This is a genomic window from Variovorax sp. (genome assembly GCF_965279555.1).
Taxonomy (GTDB): Bacteria; Pseudomonadota; Gammaproteobacteria; order Burkholderiales; family Burkholderiaceae_C; genus Variovorax.
In genome coordinates this window covers 4,008,723-4,025,626 of the sequence record NZ_OZ257247.1, presented here as the reverse complement: position 1 = coordinate 4,025,626, position 16,904 = coordinate 4,008,723, and the positions used below count along the sequence as shown (strand labels likewise).

Genomic DNA, 16,904 nt, shown 5'->3' with positions numbered 1-16,904 from the left:
CAACAAGCGGGTGATGCTTTTCCCACACATAAACGGGTGTCGCCGTGCATTTTTGCCCGACATCCCTCACTGGAAACCCAAAAATTCATGGAATGCACAGTAAGTTGGACCGGCGACTCGGGTACCAGGTCGGCCATGGGCTTCGTGGCCGAGACAGGCAGCGGCCACGTTCTGATGATGGATGGCGCCCCTGACGCCGCAAAACCCGAGAACGGTGGCCAGAACCTGGCAGCCAGGCCCATGGAAACCGTGCTGGCCGGCACGGGCGGCTGCACCGCCTACGACGTGGTGTTGATCCTCAAGCGCGGGCGTCATCGCGTCGAGCGCTGCAGCGTCAAGCTCACCAGCGAGCGTGCTGAAAAAGATCCCAAGGTCTTCACCAAGATCCACATGCACTTCACCGTGGCCGGCAAGGGCATCCCGGCCTCTGCCGTGGAGCGTGCGATCGCGCTGAGCCACGAAACCTACTGCTCGGCCAGCATCATGCTGGCGAAGACCGCTGAAATCACGACCAGCTTCGACCTGATCGAGACCTGAAGCGGGGCGGTCGCCTTCAGATGCGGTGCGCCAGCGTGGTCATCACGCGCGATGCCATGCGCATCAACGCCTTGGCAGGGGCGGGCAACTCTGCGGCACCGGCATCGACGGCTTGCGCGGCGTGGCGCGCTTCGTCCAGCTTCATCTGCTCGACCACGGCCCTGGAAGCGCTGTCCGCGGGCGGAAGTCGGTCCAGGTGGCTGTCCAGGTGGGCTTCCACCTGGCGCTCCGTCTCCGCGACAAAGCCAAGGCTCAATGGGTCGCCAAGGCGCCCCGCGACAAGGCCGAGGCTGAACGCCCCGGCATACCAGATCGGATTCAGCAGGGAAGGCCGTGCCCCCAGGTCATCGAGGCGCTGCCGTGTCCAGGCCAGGTGATCCGTTTCCTCATGCGCGGCTTCAATGAAGTGCGCGCGCAGGGCGGGATCACGTGCCACGGCGGCCTGGGCCGTGTAAAGCGCCTGCGCGCAGACTTCACCGACATGGTTCACGCGCATCAAGGCGCCGGCTTCGCGGCGCTCCGTCTCGCTCATTTCGCCCGGTGCCTGGGAGGGCGCAGGCAGCACCCGGGTTGCGTGGGGACGGGCAAACAGGGTGCGCAATGCCGCGTCCGCCGCGGTCAGAACGGGGTCAAACAGAGCAGTCATACCCCTATTTGACCGCACACGGGAAACCCCGGATCGAACGGGCGTTGCATTTCATATAGTGGAGTGAAGCCGCCCTAAGACCTTTGTTGCAGGACTGCAACGAAACGCGCGGACCAGCCAACATTTCGGGCGATTTGTTTTGCCCTGCCGCAGCGGCTCTGGTGCAATAGCATCAACTTCCCAAAAGGAGGTTGGCCCGGGGTCCGGTGGGAGCACAAATGTGCCAGTCACGGTGAGCCCTTCGCACCGGAGCCCTATGTTTAACCTTGGAGAAACTTGCAATGAAAAAATCTCTAGTTGCTCTGGCTGCCCTGGCTGTTGCCGGTGTTGCCTCGGCCCAGTCGTCTGTCACCCTGTTCGGTGTGGTCGACGCGTCGATCAGCGGCTATTCGGCCACCGCGCGCGACAACCGTGCGACCGTGTTCCCCAACCAATTCGGCATTCCGACGTACCTGAACCAAGGTTCGGTCAAGACCAGCAGCACGCAACTGGCTAACTCGGGCTACAACTCCAGCCGTATCGGCTTCCGTGGTACGGAAGACCTCGGCGGTGGCCTGGCAGCCAGCTTCTGGCTCGAAGCTCCGATCACCAATGACGACGGCCAAACCGGTGTTTCGACGTTCGCTCGTCGTTCGACCGTGAGCCTGTCGGGTGGTTTCGGTGAACTGCGTCTGGGTCGTGACTACACCCCCACGTTCTGGAACGACACCGTGTTCGATCCGTTCGGCACCAACGGCGTTGGCACGAACCTGATCTTCACGGCTGCTAACGCGTTCGGCAATTTCGCGCCGACCGCAGCGGCAACGCCTGGCGTGGCCCGCATCCCGAACGTGTCTGGCAACAACACGACCCGCGCCAGCAACACCGTCGGCTACTTCCTGCCGCCGAACCTGGGTGGTTTCTACGGCCAAGTGATGTACGGTTTCAGCGAGCAAACCAAGTACGACAACGGCGTCTTCACGCCTAACGCGGCTAACAACTCGCGCGCTGGCCGTTACGTCGGCGGTCGCTTCGGCTACGCCAACGGTCCTCTGGACGTGGCGCTGGCTTATGGCAGCAGCACCGTGGGTGACCAGTACTTCGCTGGCGTTACCACCAAGGTCAACACGCTGAACCTCGGCGCTTCGTACGACTTCGGTCCCGTGAAGCTCTTCGGTGAAGTGTCGAAGATCAAGAACAAGAACGACTACGAAGTCACGCCTCTGCTGGGCGGCCGTCCTGACATCGATCTGACCGGCTACCTGCTCGGCGTGACCGTGCCGGTCGGCGCTGGCCTGATCCGTGCCGCGTACTCGCATGTCAAGTACGACACCAACCAGCCGTTCGACTACTTCAACCCGGCTAACAATCTGGACCCGAAGGCTAACAAGCTGGCAATCGGCTACGTGCACAACCTGTCGAAGCGCACGGCTCTGTACGCAACGATCGCTCGCATCAGCAACAAGAACGGTTCTAGCCTGACCGTTGGCGGCCCCGCTTTCTACGCTGCTGGCACGACCTTCACCCCGAAGAGCTCCACCGGCTACGACTTCGGTATCCGTCACGCTTTCTAATTTGACGCTGGCGTAAGCCAGCTTCGAATGAAAAGCCAGAAGCCACTCGGCGAAAGTCGAGTGGCTTTTTTTCGTCTGTGATTTTTATCCGGTCCTCGAGAAATCACGCCCCGCACCCCCGGGGAACCACCGTGCGGGCACGCACCTTGCACTGCTAGCATGCCCGTTCACTTTGCTTGATGAATGATTGCCTTTGTACTGCGCCGCCTGATCCAGGCCGTGATCGTGATGATCGCGGTCGCGTTCATCGCCTTCCTCTTATTCCAATATGTCGGGGACCCCGTCGTGTTCCTTCTGGGGCAGGACGCGAAACCTGACCAGATCCGTGAATTGCGCGCCGCATTGGGGCTCGACCAGCCCTTCTTCGTGCAGTTCTGGCACTTCCTCGTCAATGCCGCGCAAGGCGAGTTCGGGTTGAGCCTGCGCCAGGGCGCGAAGGTGTCGCGCCTGATTGGCGAGCGCTTTCCGGCCACGCTCGAACTGGCGCTCGTGGCTGCCGTGCTGGCGCTGTTCATCGGCATTCCGATGGGCGTCTACACCGCACTGCGCCGGGGCACCTTTCTGAGCCAGTTCTTCATGACGGTGTCGCTGCTCGGCGTGTCGCTGCCCACCTTCCTGATCGGCATCCTGCTGATCCTCGTCTTTGCCGTGACGCTGGGCTGGTTCCCGAGCTTCGGCCGCGGCGAGACCGTCAAGTTCGGCTGGTGGAGCAGCGGTCTCTTCAGCGTCGACGGCTGGCAGCACATCGTGCTGCCGGCGGTGACGCTGGCGATCTTCCAGCTCACGCTCATCATGCGGTTGGTGCGCGCCGAAATGCTCGAGGTGCTGCGCACCGACTACATCAAGTTCGCGCGCGCACGCGGCCTGTCGAACCGCGCGATCCATTTCGGCCATGCGCTCAAGAACACGCTGGTGCCCGTGATGACCATCACCGGCCTGCAGCTGGGCGGGCTCATCGCCTTCGCGATCATCACCGAGTCGGTGTTCCAGTGGCCCGGCATGGGCCTGCTCTTCATCCAGGCCGTGACCTTCGCCGACATTCCGGTGATGGCCGCCTACCTGTGCCTCATTGCCTTGATTTTCGTGGTGATCAACCTCGTGGTCGACCTGCTGTATTTCGTGGTCGATCCGCGGTTGCGCGTCGGCAAGGCGGGAGGGCACTGACATGACGGCAGCGACAGCAGAGGCGCCGCGCCTGAAGGCATCCGGCCGCGCATTCGCGCACATCGCCAGCTTCTACCCCGAGATCACGGCCTTCCGCCGCGACCTGCACGCTCACCCCGAGCTCGGCTTCGAAGAGGTCTACACCTCCGGCCGCGTGCGCGAGGCCCTGCGTGCCTGCGGCGTCGACGAGATCCACGAGGGCATCGGCAAGACCGGCGTGGTCGGCGTCATTCGCGGGCGCTCGACGGCCAGCGGCCGGATGATCGGCCTGCGCGCCGACATGGACGCGCTGCCCATGCGCGAGGACAACGACTTCGGCTGGCGCTCCGCCAGCGACGGCCTGATGCACGGCTGCGGCCACGACGGCCACACCGCCATGCTGGTCGGCGCCGCGCGCTACCTTGCCGAGACGCGCGACTTCGACGGCACCGCCGTGCTGATTTTCCAGCCGGGCGAAGAGGGCTTCGCCGGCGCGCGCGTGATGATCGAGGACGGCCTGTTCGAGCGCTTCCCCGTGAACGCCGTGTATGCGATGCACAACTGGCCCGCCATGCCGGCCGGCACCGTCGGCATCAACCGCGGCGCGATGATGGCCGCGGCCGACCGCATCACGATCAGCATCAAGGGCAAGGGCGGCCACGGCGCGCATGCCTACCTGACGGTCGACCCGGTCGTGGTCGCGGCGCACATCATCACCGCCGCCCAGACCATCGTCTCGCGCAACGTACGCCCGATCGACGCTGCCGTCATCAGCATCTGCGCGATGCAGGCCGGCGATCTCGGCGCGATGAGCGTGGTGCCCGGCGAGGCCACGCTGGTCGGCACCGTGCGCACCTTCAGCGCGCGGGTGCAGGCGCAGGTGGAGCAGCGGCTGAACGAGCTGTGCGCGGCCATCGCGTCGGGCTTCGGCGCCACCGCCACCATCAAGTACGAGCGCATCTACCCCGCCACCATCAACACCGCGCCCGAGGCCATGTTCGCGGCCGACGTGGCCGAGTCGCTGGTCGGCGCGAAGAACGTCGACCGCAGCATGGAGCCCAGCATGGGCGCCGAAGACTTCTCCTTCATGCTGCAGAAGAAGGCCGGCGCCTATCTGCGCATCGGCCAGGACGTGCGCGACGGCGCCTTCCTGCACAACAGCCGCTACGACTTCAATGACGAGATCCTGCCGCTGGGCGCCGCGTTGCACGCGGGCCTGGTCGAGCAGGGCATGCCGCTTGCCGCCACCCGCGGCGCGCAGCCAGGGAAAGCCGCCGCCACCGCGGCGTCGTGATGTGTTTGATTCCAACCCGAGGAGTGTTCCCATGAGTTTCAAGAAGAATGTGGCCGCGGCCGCCGTTTTGTGCGCCCTGAGCGCCGTCAGCATGGTCGCCGGCGCGCAGACCATCCGCATCGCGAACCAGGGGGACGCGCTATCGCTGGACCCGCACTCGCTCAACGAATCGCTGCAGTTGAGCGTCACCGCCAACGTCTATGAAACCCTCGTGGGCCGCAACAAGGACCTGAGCCTTGCACCGCTGCTGGCCACCAGCTGGAAGCAGACTTCGCCGAACGTCTGGCGCTTCGAACTGCGCAAGGGCGTGGTGTTCCACGACGGCACGCCGTTCACCGCCGACGACGTGGTGTTCAGCTTCGCGCGCGCCCAGGGCGACGGCTCCGACATGCGCGCCACGCTGAGCGACATCAAGGCCGTGCGCAAGGTCGGCGACCTCGCGGTCGAGATCGAGACCAACGGGCCGTTCCCCATCCTGCCCGACGTGATCTCGCTGACGATGATCATGAGCAAGAAATGGTGCGAGGAAAACCAGGCCACCAAGCCGGTCGACCGCCGCAAGGGCATCGAGAACACCGCCTCGTTCAAGGCCAACGGCACCGGCCCGTTCCGCGTGCGCGAACGCCAGCCCAACGTGCGCACCGTGTTCACGCGCAACGGCACCTACTGGGGCAAGATCGACGGCAACGCGCAGGAGATCATCTTCACGCCCATCGCCAACCCCGCCACCCGCGTGGCCGCGCTGGTCTCCGGCGAAGTCGACGTGATGGAGCCGGTGCCCGTGCAGGACATCGCCCGCATCAACGCGGCGCCCAACGCCCGTGTCATCACCGGCCCCGAGATGCGCACCATCTTCCTGGGCATGGACCAGAAGCGCGACGAACTGCAGTACTCGAACATCAAGGGCAAGAACCCGTTCAAGGACAAGCGCGTTCGCCAGGCTTTCTACCAGGCCATCGACATCGTCGGCATCCAGCGCACCGTTATGCGCGGCGCCTCCAGGCCCACCGGCCTGCTGGTCGGCCCCGGCATCAACGGCTGGACTGCCGAGCAGGACAAGCGCCTGCCCTACGACGTGGAGGCCGCCAAGAAGCTGCTGACCGAAGCCGGCTACCCGAACGGCTTCGAGGTGTCGCTCAACTGCCCGAACGACCGCTACGTGAACGACGGCCAGATCTGCCAGAGCGTGGCGTCCAACCTCGCGAAGATCGGCGTCAAGATCAACCTCGTGGCCGAGACCAAGGGCACCTACTTCCCGAAGGTGCTGCGCCGCGACACCAGCTTCTACATGCTGGGCTGGACCCCGACCACCTACGACTCGCACAACGCGCTGAGCTCGCTCACCTCCTGCCCCGACGACAAGGGCACCGGCCAGTTCAACCTGGGCGCCTACTGCAATCCCAAGCTGGACGAGCTGACCAAGCAGATCCAGTCGGAGACCGACAAGGCCAAGCGCAACGAGCTGATCAAGGAAGCCTTCAAGATCCACTCCGACGACATCGGCCATCTGCCGCTGCACCAGCAGTCGCTGGCCTGGGGCGTGAGCAAGAAGGTAGAGCTGGTGCAGCTGGCCGACAACTTCATGTACTTCAAGTGGATGAGCATCAAGCCGTAAGGATGCCTGTCCCCCGGCTTTTCACTCCGCTGCGCTGCGTGTAATTCGCCACCCCCCCAGGGGGTGGCACGGCCGCCCAGGGGCGGCCCGGCGGCGGCCTTACGCGGATTTGCTTCACGATGAAAAAAACACTTGCCCGTTGGCTCGACAGCGATGTCGGCTACAGCTTTCGCACATCGCCGGTGGCCATCGCCGCGGCGATCATCGCGCTGGTCTGCGTCGTTTGCGCGGTGTTCGCCGGCTGGGTGTCGCCGCACAACCCCTTCGACCTGGCCGCCCTCGAACTCGGTGACGCGCGGCTGCCGCCCGCCTGGAGCGCCGAAGGCTCGTCCAAGTACCTGCTGGGCACCGACGACCAGGGGCGCGACATTCTCTCGGCCGTCATCTATGGCGCGCGCATCTCGCTGATCGTCGGCCTCGTGTCGGTGGTGCTGTCGGTCGTGGTGGGCGTGGTGCTGGGCCTGGCTGCCGGATTCTTCGGCGGCTGGCTCGATTCGTTCCTCATGCGCGTATGCGACGTGATGCTGTCGTTTCCGCCCATCCTGGTGGCGCTGCTCATTGCCGGTGTCGGCCGTGCGCTCTTTCCCAACGCGCAGGAGTCGCTGGCCTTCGGCGTGTTGATCATTTCCATCTCGCTGACCGGCTGGGTGCAGTACGCGCGCACGGTGCGCGGCTCCACGCTGGTGGAGCGCAACAAGGAATACGTGCAGGCCGCGCGCGTCACCGGCGTGGCGCCGCTGCGCATCATGCTGCGCCACGTGCTGCCCAACGTGATGGGGCCGGTGATGGTGCTGGCCACGATCCAGGTGGCCACGGCCATCATCACCGAGGCCACGCTGTCGTTCCTGGGTGTCGGCGTGCCGCCCACCTCGCCGTCGCTGGGCACGCTCATCAGCATCGGCAACCAGTACCTGTTCTCGGGCGAATGGTGGATCACGGTGTTTCCGGGCCTGATGCTGGTGCTGATCGCGCTCAGCGTGAACCTGCTGGGCGACTGGCTGCGCGATGCGCTCAATCCACGCCTGCGCTGAAGACAAGTAGGAGAACGCCACCATGACGCTGCTCCAGGTCAAAGACCTCGTCGTCGAGTTTCCGCACCGCCGAGGCACGCTGCGCGCGCTCGACCGGATTTCCTTCGACATCGCGCCCGGGGAAATCCTCGGCGTGGTGGGCGAATCGGGCGCCGGCAAGTCGCTCACGGGCGCGGCCATCATCGGCCTGCTCGAGGCGCCGGGCCGCGTGGCCGGCGGTGAAATCCGCCTTGAGGGCCAGCGCATCGACAACCTCGGTTTCGATGCGATGCGGCCCATTCGCGGGCGCAAGATCGGCGCGATCTTCCAGGACCCGCTGACCTCGCTGAATCCGCTCTACACCGTGGGCCGGCAGCTGGTCGAGACCATCCGCGCGCACTTGCCGGTGACCGACGCCGAGGCCCGCAAGCGCGCCATCGGCCTGCTGCAGGACACCGGCATTCCCGCCGCCGAGCAGCGCATCGACCACTTTCCGCACCAGTTTTCAGGCGGCATGCGGCAGCGCGTGGTGATCGCGCTGGCGCTGGCCGCCGAGCCCAAGCTCATCGTGGCAGACGAGCCGACCACCGCGCTGGACGTGTCGATCCAGGCGCAGATCATTCAGCTGCTCAAGCGCATCTGCAAGGAGCGCGGCGCGGCCGTGATGCTGATTACGCACGACATGGGCGTGATCGCCGAGACCTGCGACCGCGTGGCCGTGATGTATGCCGGGCGCATCGCCGAGATCGGCCCGGTGCACGAGGTGATCCACCAGCCCGCGCACCCCTACACCTCGGGCCTGATGGCCTCGATTCCCGACATGACGAGCGACCGCGAGCGGCTCAACCAGATCGACGGCGCCATGCCCCGGCTCAATGCCATTCCGACGGGCTGCGCCTACAACCCGCGCTGCCCGCGCACCTTTGCCCGTTGCCTGACCGAGCGGCCGGAACTCATGCATGCCGGCGCCACCCGCGCGGCCTGCTGGCTGCACGACGCCACCGACCCGCACACCGGCCAGGCCGAACTGGCCGCCAAGCACCACGACGCACTGGCGGCCGGCGAACGCGCCACGCCCGAGGCGGCCGAACCCCTGAGCGAGGTGACGCGATGAGCGCAGCAGTGATCGAACCCCGCGGCAACGCACCCGCCGCAGCCGGCGAACCGCTGGTGGTGGCGCACGACCTGGCCCGCACCTTCGACGTTTCGCCGCCCTGGCTCAACCGCGTGCTCGAACGCAAGCCGCGCGTGCTGCTGCATGCGGTGGACGGCGTGAGCTTCTCCATCGAGCGCGGCAAGACGCTGGCGCTGGTGGGCGAGTCGGGCTGCGGCAAGAGCACGGTTGCGCGCCTGCTGGTGGGCCTCTATGCACCCACGCGCGGCGGCCTGCAGTTCGACGGGCAGGACGCGCATGCCGCGTTCAAGACTCCCGAAGGCCGCAAGCTGCGCCGCCGCATCCAGATGATCTTCCAGGACCCCTACGCGAGCCTGAACCCGCGCTGGATCGTGGAAGACATCATCGGCGAGCCGCTGCGCGAGCACGGCATCATCAGCGACAAGGCCGCGCTGCGGGAGCGCGTGGGCGAACTGCTCAAGTCGGTCGGCCTCTCGCCGCTGGACATGAGCAAGTACCCGCACCAGTTCTCGGGCGGCCAGCGCCAGCGCATTTCCATTGCCCGCGCGCTCGCCACGCAGCCCGAGTTCCTGGTGTGCGACGAGCCCACCTCGGCGCTCGACGTGAGCGTGCAGGCGCAGGTGCTCAACATCATGAAGGACCTGCAGCGCGAGCAGGGCCTGACCTACCTCTTCATCTCGCACAACCTCGCGGTGGTGCGCCACGTGGCAGACCAGGTCGGCGTGATGTACCTGGGCCGGCTGGTCGAGGTGGCCGACAAGCAGAAGTTGTTTGCCGCGCCGCAGCATCCGTACACGCGCATGCTGCTCGACGCCATTCCGCAGATGAAGCACACCGGCCGCTCGCGCACGCCGGTGCAGGGCGAAGTGCCGAACCCGCTGAACCCGCCCACGGGCTGCGCCTTCCATCCGCGCTGCCCGCATGCCAATGCGCGCTGCTCGGCGGAACGGCCGAAGCTGCTGGGCATCAAGGGCGTGCAGGTGGCGTGCCACGCGGTAGAAGAGGGGCGCATCTAGCGCGGCGCCCGCCGATCTTCGAAAAGTGTGCGCAAAGGCACCGCCTTGCGCCGAAAACCGTTGCAGAGTGCCCCCATGCCAATGACGACCACTCTTGCAACCTCCGAACTGGGTCGCCGCGGCTTCCTCATGGGCACCGCCCTCGGTGCAACCGCGGTACTGGCTTCCCTGGCCTGCAGCGTGCAGGCCGCCGGCGCAGCCACGCGGCGCATGCCGGTCGTCTTCATCGGCCATGGCTCACCCATGAATGCGATCACCGACAACGCCTTCACGCGGCGCCTGTCGGCATGGGGGCGGGAGCTGCCGCGGCCGTCGGCCATCCTCAGCGTGTCGGCGCACTGGCTGAGCCGGGGCGCCACAGGCGTCGGCATGCAGGAGCGGCCAAAGACCATCCACGACTTCGGCGGCTTCCCGCAGGCGCTGTTCGATGTCGAATACCCCGCGCCCGGCCACCCGGCGCTCGCGCGGGAAACCGTAGGCGCGGTGAAGCAGGCGCCGGTGATCGGCACCGACCAGTGGGGCCTGGACCACGGCACCTGGACAGTGCTGAAGCATCTGTACCCGAAGGCCGACGTGCCCGTGTTCCAGCTCAGCATCGACTACGACAAGCCGGCAGCCTTCCACTACGCGGTGGGGCGGGACCTGGCCGCGCTGCGCGACAAGGGCGTGCTGGTGATGGGCAGCGGCAACGTGGTGCACAACCTGCGCGCCACCGATCGCGGAACGCCGGACGGCCACAGCGCCAGCCGCCCCTGGGCGCAGTCTTTCGACGATGCGGTGAAGTCCGCGCTGGCCGGCCGCGACGACCGCGCGCTGGTCGACTACGCGAAGCTGGAAGGCGCGTCGACCGCGGTGGCCACGCCCGACCATTACTACCCCTTCCTTTACGCCCTCGGCGCCGCCGGCAGCGGCGAGCGCGCGAAGACGGTCTACGAGGGGTTCCAGTCGGGCACGCTCAGCATGCGTTGCCTGCAGTTCGGTTGAGCGCGGCCCGAGCGGGCGTTACTGCTCCTCGCCCCAGGCAAAGCCGTCGCGCGCGATCATCGCGCTCGACGCGCTCGGGCCCCAGGTGCCGGCCGCATAGGGGCGCGGGCCGCCGTCCGATTCCCAACTGTCGATCAGCGGCTCGACCCAGCGCCACGCCTCTTCCTGCTCGTCGCTGCGCACGAACAGGTTGAGCCGGCCGTCGATCACGTCGAGCAACAGGCGCTCGTAGGCACCCACGCGCTCGGCGCCGAAGCGCTTGTCGAAATCCAGGTCGAGCTGTACCGGCGCCAGCTGGTTGGCCGAGCTCTGGTTGCCGTTGGTGCGCTGGCGGTTGTCCTGGGCCTGCGCGAGCATGTGCAGCTCCAGCCCGTCCTTGGGCTGCAGGTTGATGACGAACTTGTTCACGTTGCCGGCCGGCGCGCGATAGATGGCGTGCGGCGTGGGCCGGAAGTTGACCTCGATGCGCGCGTCGCGCGAGGCCAGCCGCTTGCCGGTGCGGATGTAGAAGGGCACGCCGGCCCAGCGCCAGTTGGCGATTTCGGTGCGCAGCGCCACGAAGGTCTCGGTGCGGCTGTCGGGGTTCACGCCCGGCTCGTCGCGGTAGCCTTGCACCCGCTCGCCGTAGGCCGTGCCGGCCGTGTACTGGCCGCGCACCGCGTGCAGGCTCAGGCTTTCGGGCGTCCAGGGCTTGAGCGCGCGCAGCACCTTGAGCTTTTCGTCGCGAATGGCGTCGGCGTGCGAGTTGATCGGCGGCTCCATGCCGATGGCGCACAGCAGCTGCAGCGCGTGGTTCTGCACCATGTCGCGCAGCGCGCCGGTCTGGTCGTAGAAGGCGCCGCGCTTTTCCACGCCCAGGTCCTCGGCGATGGTGATCTGGATGTTGGCGATGTGCTCGCGGCGCCAGATGGGCTCGAACAGCGCGTTGCCGAAGCGCATGGCAAACAGGTTCTGCACCGAGGGCTTGCCCAGGTAGTGGTCGATGCGGAAGACCTGATTTTCCTGGAGCACCTTGCCCACGGCCGCGTTGATGGCGCGGTTGGACGCGAGGTCGTGGCCCAGCGGCTTTTCCAGCACGATGCGCGTCCTGGGGCCGTTCATGCCGGCGGCGGCGATCTGCTCGACCACCTGCGTGAAGAGCGCGGGCGCGGTGGCCACGTACATCACCACCGTGTCGGCGTCGCGTTGCTTGAGCAGTTCCGAGAGGCGCGCGTAGTCTTCCGTCCTGGACAGGTCCATGCGCAGGTAGTGCAGCATCGACGCGAACTTCTTGAACTCGTCCGGCGAGGGCCGCTTGGCGCCTTCGACCGCATTGAAGCGCGACTGGATGAGCTCGCGGTACTGGTCGTCGGAGTGATCGTCCCGAGCCACCCCGATGATTCGCCCGTCTTGCGGCAGGCTGCCGTGCCGGAATGCCTGGAACAGCGCGGGCATGAGCTTGCGCCACGCGAGATCGCCAGTACCGCCGAACAGAACGAGATCGAAGCTCATGAGAAAACTTTCCTTTGTCTGAGTGCCGAGCAGGCCGATGTGCCAGTCGCGATGGTACTTGTACCGATTCACGAGACCTGTACTAAAGCTACGCTGCACGATGGCCGCAAGGCCATTTTTTTATGCCGAGGTGGAGATTCCGAATGAAGAACAAGCTTTTTACCGCAGCCGCGCTGCTGGGTCTGTCGGCCGCCGCGTCGGCCCAGACCGTCAACGTCATCTGCTCGGTGCAGGCCGAGTGGTGCAACGTGATTTCCACCGTCTACGCGCGTACCACCGGCGTGCGCATCAACATGGCGCTCAAGGGCTCCGGCGAGGCGCTGGCCCAGCTGATCGCCGAGAAGGACAACCCCAAGACCGACGTCTGGTTCGGCGGCACCGGCGACCCGCACCTGCAGGCGGCCGAACAGGGCCTGACGCTCGAATACAAGTCGCCCACGCTGTCGCAGCTGCACCCCTGGGCCCAGCAGCAGGCCAGGCAGTCGGGCTACAAGACCGTGGGCATCTACTCGGGCCCGCTGGGCTTCGGCTACAACCCCGAGCTGCTGGCCAAGAAGAAGCTGCCCGTGCCCAAGACCTGGGCCGACCTGCTCAAGCCCGAGTACAAGGGCGACATCCAGGTGGCCAACCCCGCGTCGAGCGGCACCGCCTACACCATGATCGCCACGCTGGTGCAGATGATGGGCGAGGACAAGGCCTTCGACTATCTGAAGACGCTGCACAGGAACGTGGGCCAGTACACCCGCTCGGGCACCGGCCCGATCAAGGCGGTTGCGCGCGGCGAAACCGCCATCTCCGTCAGCTTCGTGCATGACGGCCCGGGCGAGAAGATGCAGGGCTTCCCGGTCGAGACCATCACGCCGAGCGACGGCACCGGCGCCGAGATCGGCTCCATGAGCATCATCAAGGGCGCGCGCAACCTCGACGCCGCCAAGAAGTTCTACGAATGGGCGCTGACGCCCGCCGCGCAGGAACTGGGCGCCGCCAACAAGCAGTTCCAGCTGCCGAGCAACGTGAACGCCAAGCTCGACCCGCGCATTCCCGACTTCAAGAAGATCAAGTTCATCAACTACGACTACGCCAAGTACGGTGCCAGCGCCGAGCGCCGCCGCCTGATCGCGCGCTGGGAAAAAGACGTCAATTCGCTGCCCCGCTAAGTGGAAGCGCGCGCTATCGAAGGCGCGCCGGTCAACCCGGCGTCCCTGGCCGCCGCCCGGCGTTCGCAGCGCTGGATCCGGGTTTGGGTCGCGCTGGGCCTGGCGGCCTATTTGCTGCTGCCCTGGTATGCGATCCAGGATTCGACCTGGTACGAAGCCGTTCCGCAGGTGTTCAGCCAGGCGGAGGGCGCCAACGGACTGATGCAGGCGGCCACGCAGGGGCGCGGCTGGCTCTTCATCGGTCTGGCGGGGCTGCTGCTGTGCGCCGTGGGTGCATGGCTGCCGGCCGGCAAGGCACAAGGGCGCTGGCTGCTGGCGGGCGGGCTGACAGGCGCGCTCGGGCTGGCGGTGGCGGGCTTCACCATCGGTGCGCGCGGCTGGAGCTTTGCCGCGCTCAATGCGCAGTTCGGCGAGCTGGCGGTCAACCAGTTCGGCATCGGCGCGGGCGGCTTCGTGGCGCTCACCGCGCTGGTGCTGCTGATGGCCTTCGGCATCGCGCGGCTGGGCCTGTTCAAGGGAGACCTGTTCGTGTCCGCTGCCGTCGTCGGCTGCGGCGTGCTGATGGCGTTGTTCATCGCCTACCCGGTGAGCAAGGCGCTGTCGGGTGCTTTCTTCAATGAAGACGGGCAGTGGTCGATCACGGCCTTCGTCGCCCGCGTGTTCACCGAGCGCATCTGGGGCCTGGGGTGCCTGAGCGGCGGCGTGCGCTGCGGCGTGGCCTGGAACACGCTGGTGCTGGCGCTGCTCACGGCCGCCGGCACCACCTTCCTGGGCACGCTGATGGCGCTGATGGCCGAGCGCGGCAGCAAGCGCGGGCAGGGCGCGCTGCGGGTGCTGGCGCTGCTGCCGATCATCACGCCGCCGTTCGTGGTGGGGCTCGGGCTCATCCTGCTGTTCGGCCGCGCCGGCATCGTCAACCAGGTGCTGGAGAGCGTGTTCGGCATCGAGCCCACGCGCTGGTTCTACGGCATGCCGGGCGTGCTGGTGGCGCAGCTGTTCGCCTTCACGCCCATCGCCTTCATGATCATGCGCGGCGTGGTGCAGGGCATCGCGCCCAGCCTGGAAGAGGCGGCGCAGATGCTGCGCGCCGACCGCCGCCGCACCTTCTTCACCATCACGCTGCCGCTGCTGAAGCCCGGGCTGGCCAATGCATTCCTCGTGGGTTTCATCGAGAGCATTGCCGACTTCGGCAACCCGGTGGTGGTGGGCGGGCAGTTCTCGGTGCTGTCGACCGACATCTTCTTTGCCATCGTCGGCGCGCAGTACGACCAAGGCCGCGCCGCGTCGCTGGCCTGGGTGCTCACGCTGTTCGCGCTCGGCGTGTTCGCGCTGCAGCGCGGCCTGCTGGGCAAGCAGAACTACACCACCGTGAGCGGCAAGGGCGACGCCGGCATCGCGATGGCGCTGCCCGACGGCGTGCGCCGCACCATCTACTGCATCGCCATGCCGTGGATCGCGTTCACCGCGGTGGTCTACCTGTTCGCCTTCGCGGGCGGCTTCGTGCAGACCTGGGGGCGCGACTACAGCTTCACGCTGAACCACTTCAAGAGCGCCTTCGCGCTGGAGTGGGGGCAGTTCGGGCTGGTGTGGGCGGGCACGGCGTGGAACTCGCTGATCACCACGCTCAAGCTCGCGGGCATCTCGGCGCCGATCACCGCCGCGCTGGGCCTGCTCATCGCCTGGCTGCTGGCGCGCAACGAGTTCAAGGGGCAGGGGCTCTTCGAGTTTGGCGCGCTGCTGGCCTTCGCGATTCCGGGCACGGTGCTGGGCGTGAGCTACATCCTGGCCTTCAACGTGCCGCCCTTCGAGCTCACGGGCACGGGGCTGATCATCGTGCTGTGCTTCATGTTCCGCAATTTGCCGGTGGGCGTGCGCGCCGGCACGGCGGCATTCAAGCAGCTCGACCGCTCGCTCGACGAAGCCTCGCTGATGCTGCGCGCATCGACCTCGCAGACGCTCTTCAAGGTAGTGCTGCCGCTGCTCAAGCCTGCCCTGGTGGCCGCGCTGGTCTACAGCTTCGTGCGCGCCATGACCACGGTGAGCGCGGTGATCTTCCTGGTCACGGCCGAGAACGAACTGGCCACCACCTACATCATCGGCCGCGTCGGCAACGGCGACTACGGCATTGCGCTGGCTTACTGCACGGTGCTCATGATCCTGATGTCGCTGGCGATTGCGCTGGTGCAGTGGGTGGTGGGGGAGCGCAAGCTGGGCAGACGCGGGGCGACGCCCGGACACCAGGGGCATCACAAAATGGAAAGCTTGGCACCATGAACGGCATCGAATTCCGCAACGTCACCAAGCGCTACGGCACCGACAAGAACGCGCCGCTGGCCGTCAAGGGCATCAGCTTCGAGGTGCCCGTGGGCACGCTCACCACCATCCTCGGCCCCTCGGGCTGCGGCAAGACGACCACGCTGCGCATGATCGCGGGGCTCGAATCGCCCACCTCGGGCTCGATCTTCATGGGCGGGCGCGACGTGACCACGCTGGGCCCGGCAGAGCGCAACGTCAGCATGATGTTCCAGAGCTATGCGCTGTTCCCGCACATGAACGTGATCGAGAACGTGGGCTACGGCCTGCGCATGAGCGGCGTGAAGAAGGACGAGGCCACGTCGCGGGCGCGCGAGGCGCTGCGCGGCGTGGGCCTGGTCGGTTTCGACGAGCGCCTGCCCAGCGAGCTTTCGGGCGGCCAGCAGCAGCGCGTGGCGCTGGCGCGCGCGCTGGTGCTGGAGCCGGCGGTGCTGCTGTTCGACGAGCCGTTGTCCAACCTCGACGCCCGCTTGCGGCGCGAGATGCGCGAGGAAATCCGCACCCTGCAGCAGCGGCTGAAGCTCACGGTGGCCTACGTCACGCATGACCAGAGCGAGGCGCTGGCCGTGAGCGACCAGATCATCGTCATGGACCACGGCGTGATCGCCCAGCGCGGCACGCCCGAGCAGCTCTACGGCCGCCCCGAAAGCGAGTTCGTCGCCGCCTTCATGGGCGAGGCGATGGTGTTTCCCGCCACGGCGCAGGCCGACGGCAGCGTGGCGCTGGGCCCGCTGCGCCTGCAGCCGCGCTACGCGGTGGCGCCCGGCACGGTGAAGGTGGCGGTGCGGCCCGAGGCCTGGCAGATCGGCGCCAGTGGCGCGGCAGACGGCCTGCCGGCCACGCTGCGCAAGTCGGCCTACCTGGGCAGCTTCTACGAATATGGCTTCGACACGACGCTGGGGCCGGTCTTCGTGGTGTCGAGCGACTTGTCCCGGCCGCTGGCCGCCGGCGCGCAGGCGACGCTGTCCCTCCGAGCCCATGGCGTGAGCGTGGTGCCCGGCGCATGAAAC

14 protein-coding genes are annotated in these 16,904 nt (G+C 66.8%); 12 read left to right on the top strand and 2 right to left on the bottom strand.

All coding sequences use genetic code 11. The features are described 5' to 3' along the window. The first annotated feature begins 87 nt into the window (after positions 1 to 87). Positions 88 to 537: an OsmC family protein gene (locus tag ACQY8B_RS19025; protein WP_422088129.1), complete on the top strand. Its 450-nt coding sequence runs from the start codon at positions 88 to 90 to the stop codon at positions 535 to 537. A gap of 16 nt (positions 538 to 553) precedes the next feature. On the opposite strand, the gene coq7 is transcribed toward ACQY8B_RS19025, so the two are convergent. After that, complete coding sequence (gene coq7, locus ACQY8B_RS19020) at positions 554 to 1,183, bottom strand: 2-polyprenyl-3-methyl-6-methoxy-1,4-benzoquinone monooxygenase (RefSeq protein ID WP_422088128.1); 630 nt, start codon at positions 1,181 to 1,183, stop codon at positions 554 to 556. Between the two features lie 281 nt (positions 1,184 to 1,464). Between coq7 and ACQY8B_RS19015 the strand changes: the two genes are divergently transcribed. The 8 genes from ACQY8B_RS19015 (at position 1,465) to ygiD (ending at position 10,933) form a co-directional block, all read left to right on the top strand. Further along, positions 1,465 to 2,736: a porin gene (locus ACQY8B_RS19015; RefSeq protein ID WP_422088127.1), complete on the top strand. Its 1,272-nt coding sequence runs from the start codon at positions 1,465 to 1,467 to the stop codon at positions 2,734 to 2,736. Positions 2,737 to 2,919: 183 nt separating this feature from the next. Beyond that, positions 2,920 to 3,900 (top strand): ABC transporter permease, encoded by a 981-nt coding sequence (locus ACQY8B_RS19010; protein ID WP_422088126.1) that lies wholly within the window; start codon positions 2,920 to 2,922, stop codon positions 3,898 to 3,900. 1 nt (position 3,901) lies between these two features. Next, positions 3,902 to 5,173, top strand: coding sequence for a M20 aminoacylase family protein (locus ACQY8B_RS19005; protein ID WP_422088125.1), 1,272 nt, complete (start codon positions 3,902 to 3,904; stop codon positions 5,171 to 5,173). 31 nt (positions 5,174 to 5,204) lie between these two features. After that, positions 5,205 to 6,788, top strand: coding sequence for an ABC transporter substrate-binding protein (locus tag ACQY8B_RS19000; protein ID WP_422088124.1), 1,584 nt, complete (start codon positions 5,205 to 5,207; stop codon positions 6,786 to 6,788). A gap of 119 nt (positions 6,789 to 6,907) precedes the next feature. Further along, positions 6,908 to 7,819 carry an ABC transporter permease gene (locus ACQY8B_RS18995; RefSeq protein WP_422088123.1) on the top strand — a complete coding sequence of 304 codons (912 nt, stop codon included), beginning with the start codon at positions 6,908 to 6,910 and terminating at the stop codon, positions 7,817 to 7,819. Positions 7,820 to 7,841: 22 nt separating this feature from the next. After that, complete coding sequence (locus ACQY8B_RS18990; protein ID WP_422088122.1) at positions 7,842 to 8,912, top strand: ABC transporter ATP-binding protein; 1,071 nt, start codon at positions 7,842 to 7,844, stop codon at positions 8,910 to 8,912. Continuing rightward, positions 8,909 to 9,949, top strand: coding sequence for an ABC transporter ATP-binding protein (locus tag ACQY8B_RS18985; protein WP_422088121.1), 1,041 nt, complete (start codon positions 8,909 to 8,911; stop codon positions 9,947 to 9,949). Before ACQY8B_RS18990 ends, ACQY8B_RS18985 begins: the two co-directional genes overlap by 4 nt. A 75-nt stretch (positions 9,950 to 10,024) precedes the next feature. Next, a complete protein-coding gene (ygiD, locus tag ACQY8B_RS18980; RefSeq protein ID WP_422088120.1) occupies positions 10,025 to 10,933 on the top strand; it encodes a 4,5-DOPA dioxygenase extradiol in 909 nt (302 codons plus the stop codon). Positions 10,934 to 10,951: 18 nt separating this feature from the next. Here ygiD and zwf read toward each other — a convergent pair whose 3' ends face one another. Beyond that, on the bottom strand, positions 10,952 to 12,424 hold the full coding sequence (gene zwf, locus ACQY8B_RS18975; protein ID WP_422088119.1) for a glucose-6-phosphate dehydrogenase: 1,473 nt from the start codon (positions 12,422 to 12,424) through the stop codon (positions 10,952 to 10,954). A 143-nt stretch (positions 12,425 to 12,567) separates the two neighbouring features. On the opposite strand from zwf, the gene ACQY8B_RS18970 reads away from it, so the two are divergent. Genes ACQY8B_RS18970 through ACQY8B_RS18960 form a run of 3 tightly spaced genes read left to right on the top strand, consistent with a single transcriptional unit; the run spans position 12,568 to position 16,901 of the window. After that, the gene (locus ACQY8B_RS18970; RefSeq protein ID WP_422088118.1) at positions 12,568 to 13,581 is read left to right on the top strand and encodes an ABC transporter substrate-binding protein; all 1,014 of its coding nucleotides are present in this window, start codon (positions 12,568 to 12,570) and stop codon (positions 13,579 to 13,581) included. Continuing rightward, on the top strand, positions 13,582 to 15,855 hold the full coding sequence (locus ACQY8B_RS18965) for an ABC transporter permease (RefSeq protein ID WP_422088117.1): 2,274 nt from the start codon (positions 13,582 to 13,584) through the stop codon (positions 15,853 to 15,855). It begins immediately after the preceding gene. Beyond that, complete coding sequence (locus ACQY8B_RS18960; protein WP_422088116.1) at positions 15,852 to 16,901, top strand: ABC transporter ATP-binding protein; 1,050 nt, start codon at positions 15,852 to 15,854, stop codon at positions 16,899 to 16,901. The genes ACQY8B_RS18965 and ACQY8B_RS18960 overlap by 4 nt, the downstream gene beginning before the upstream one ends. Positions 16,902 to 16,904 lie beyond the last annotated feature (3 nt).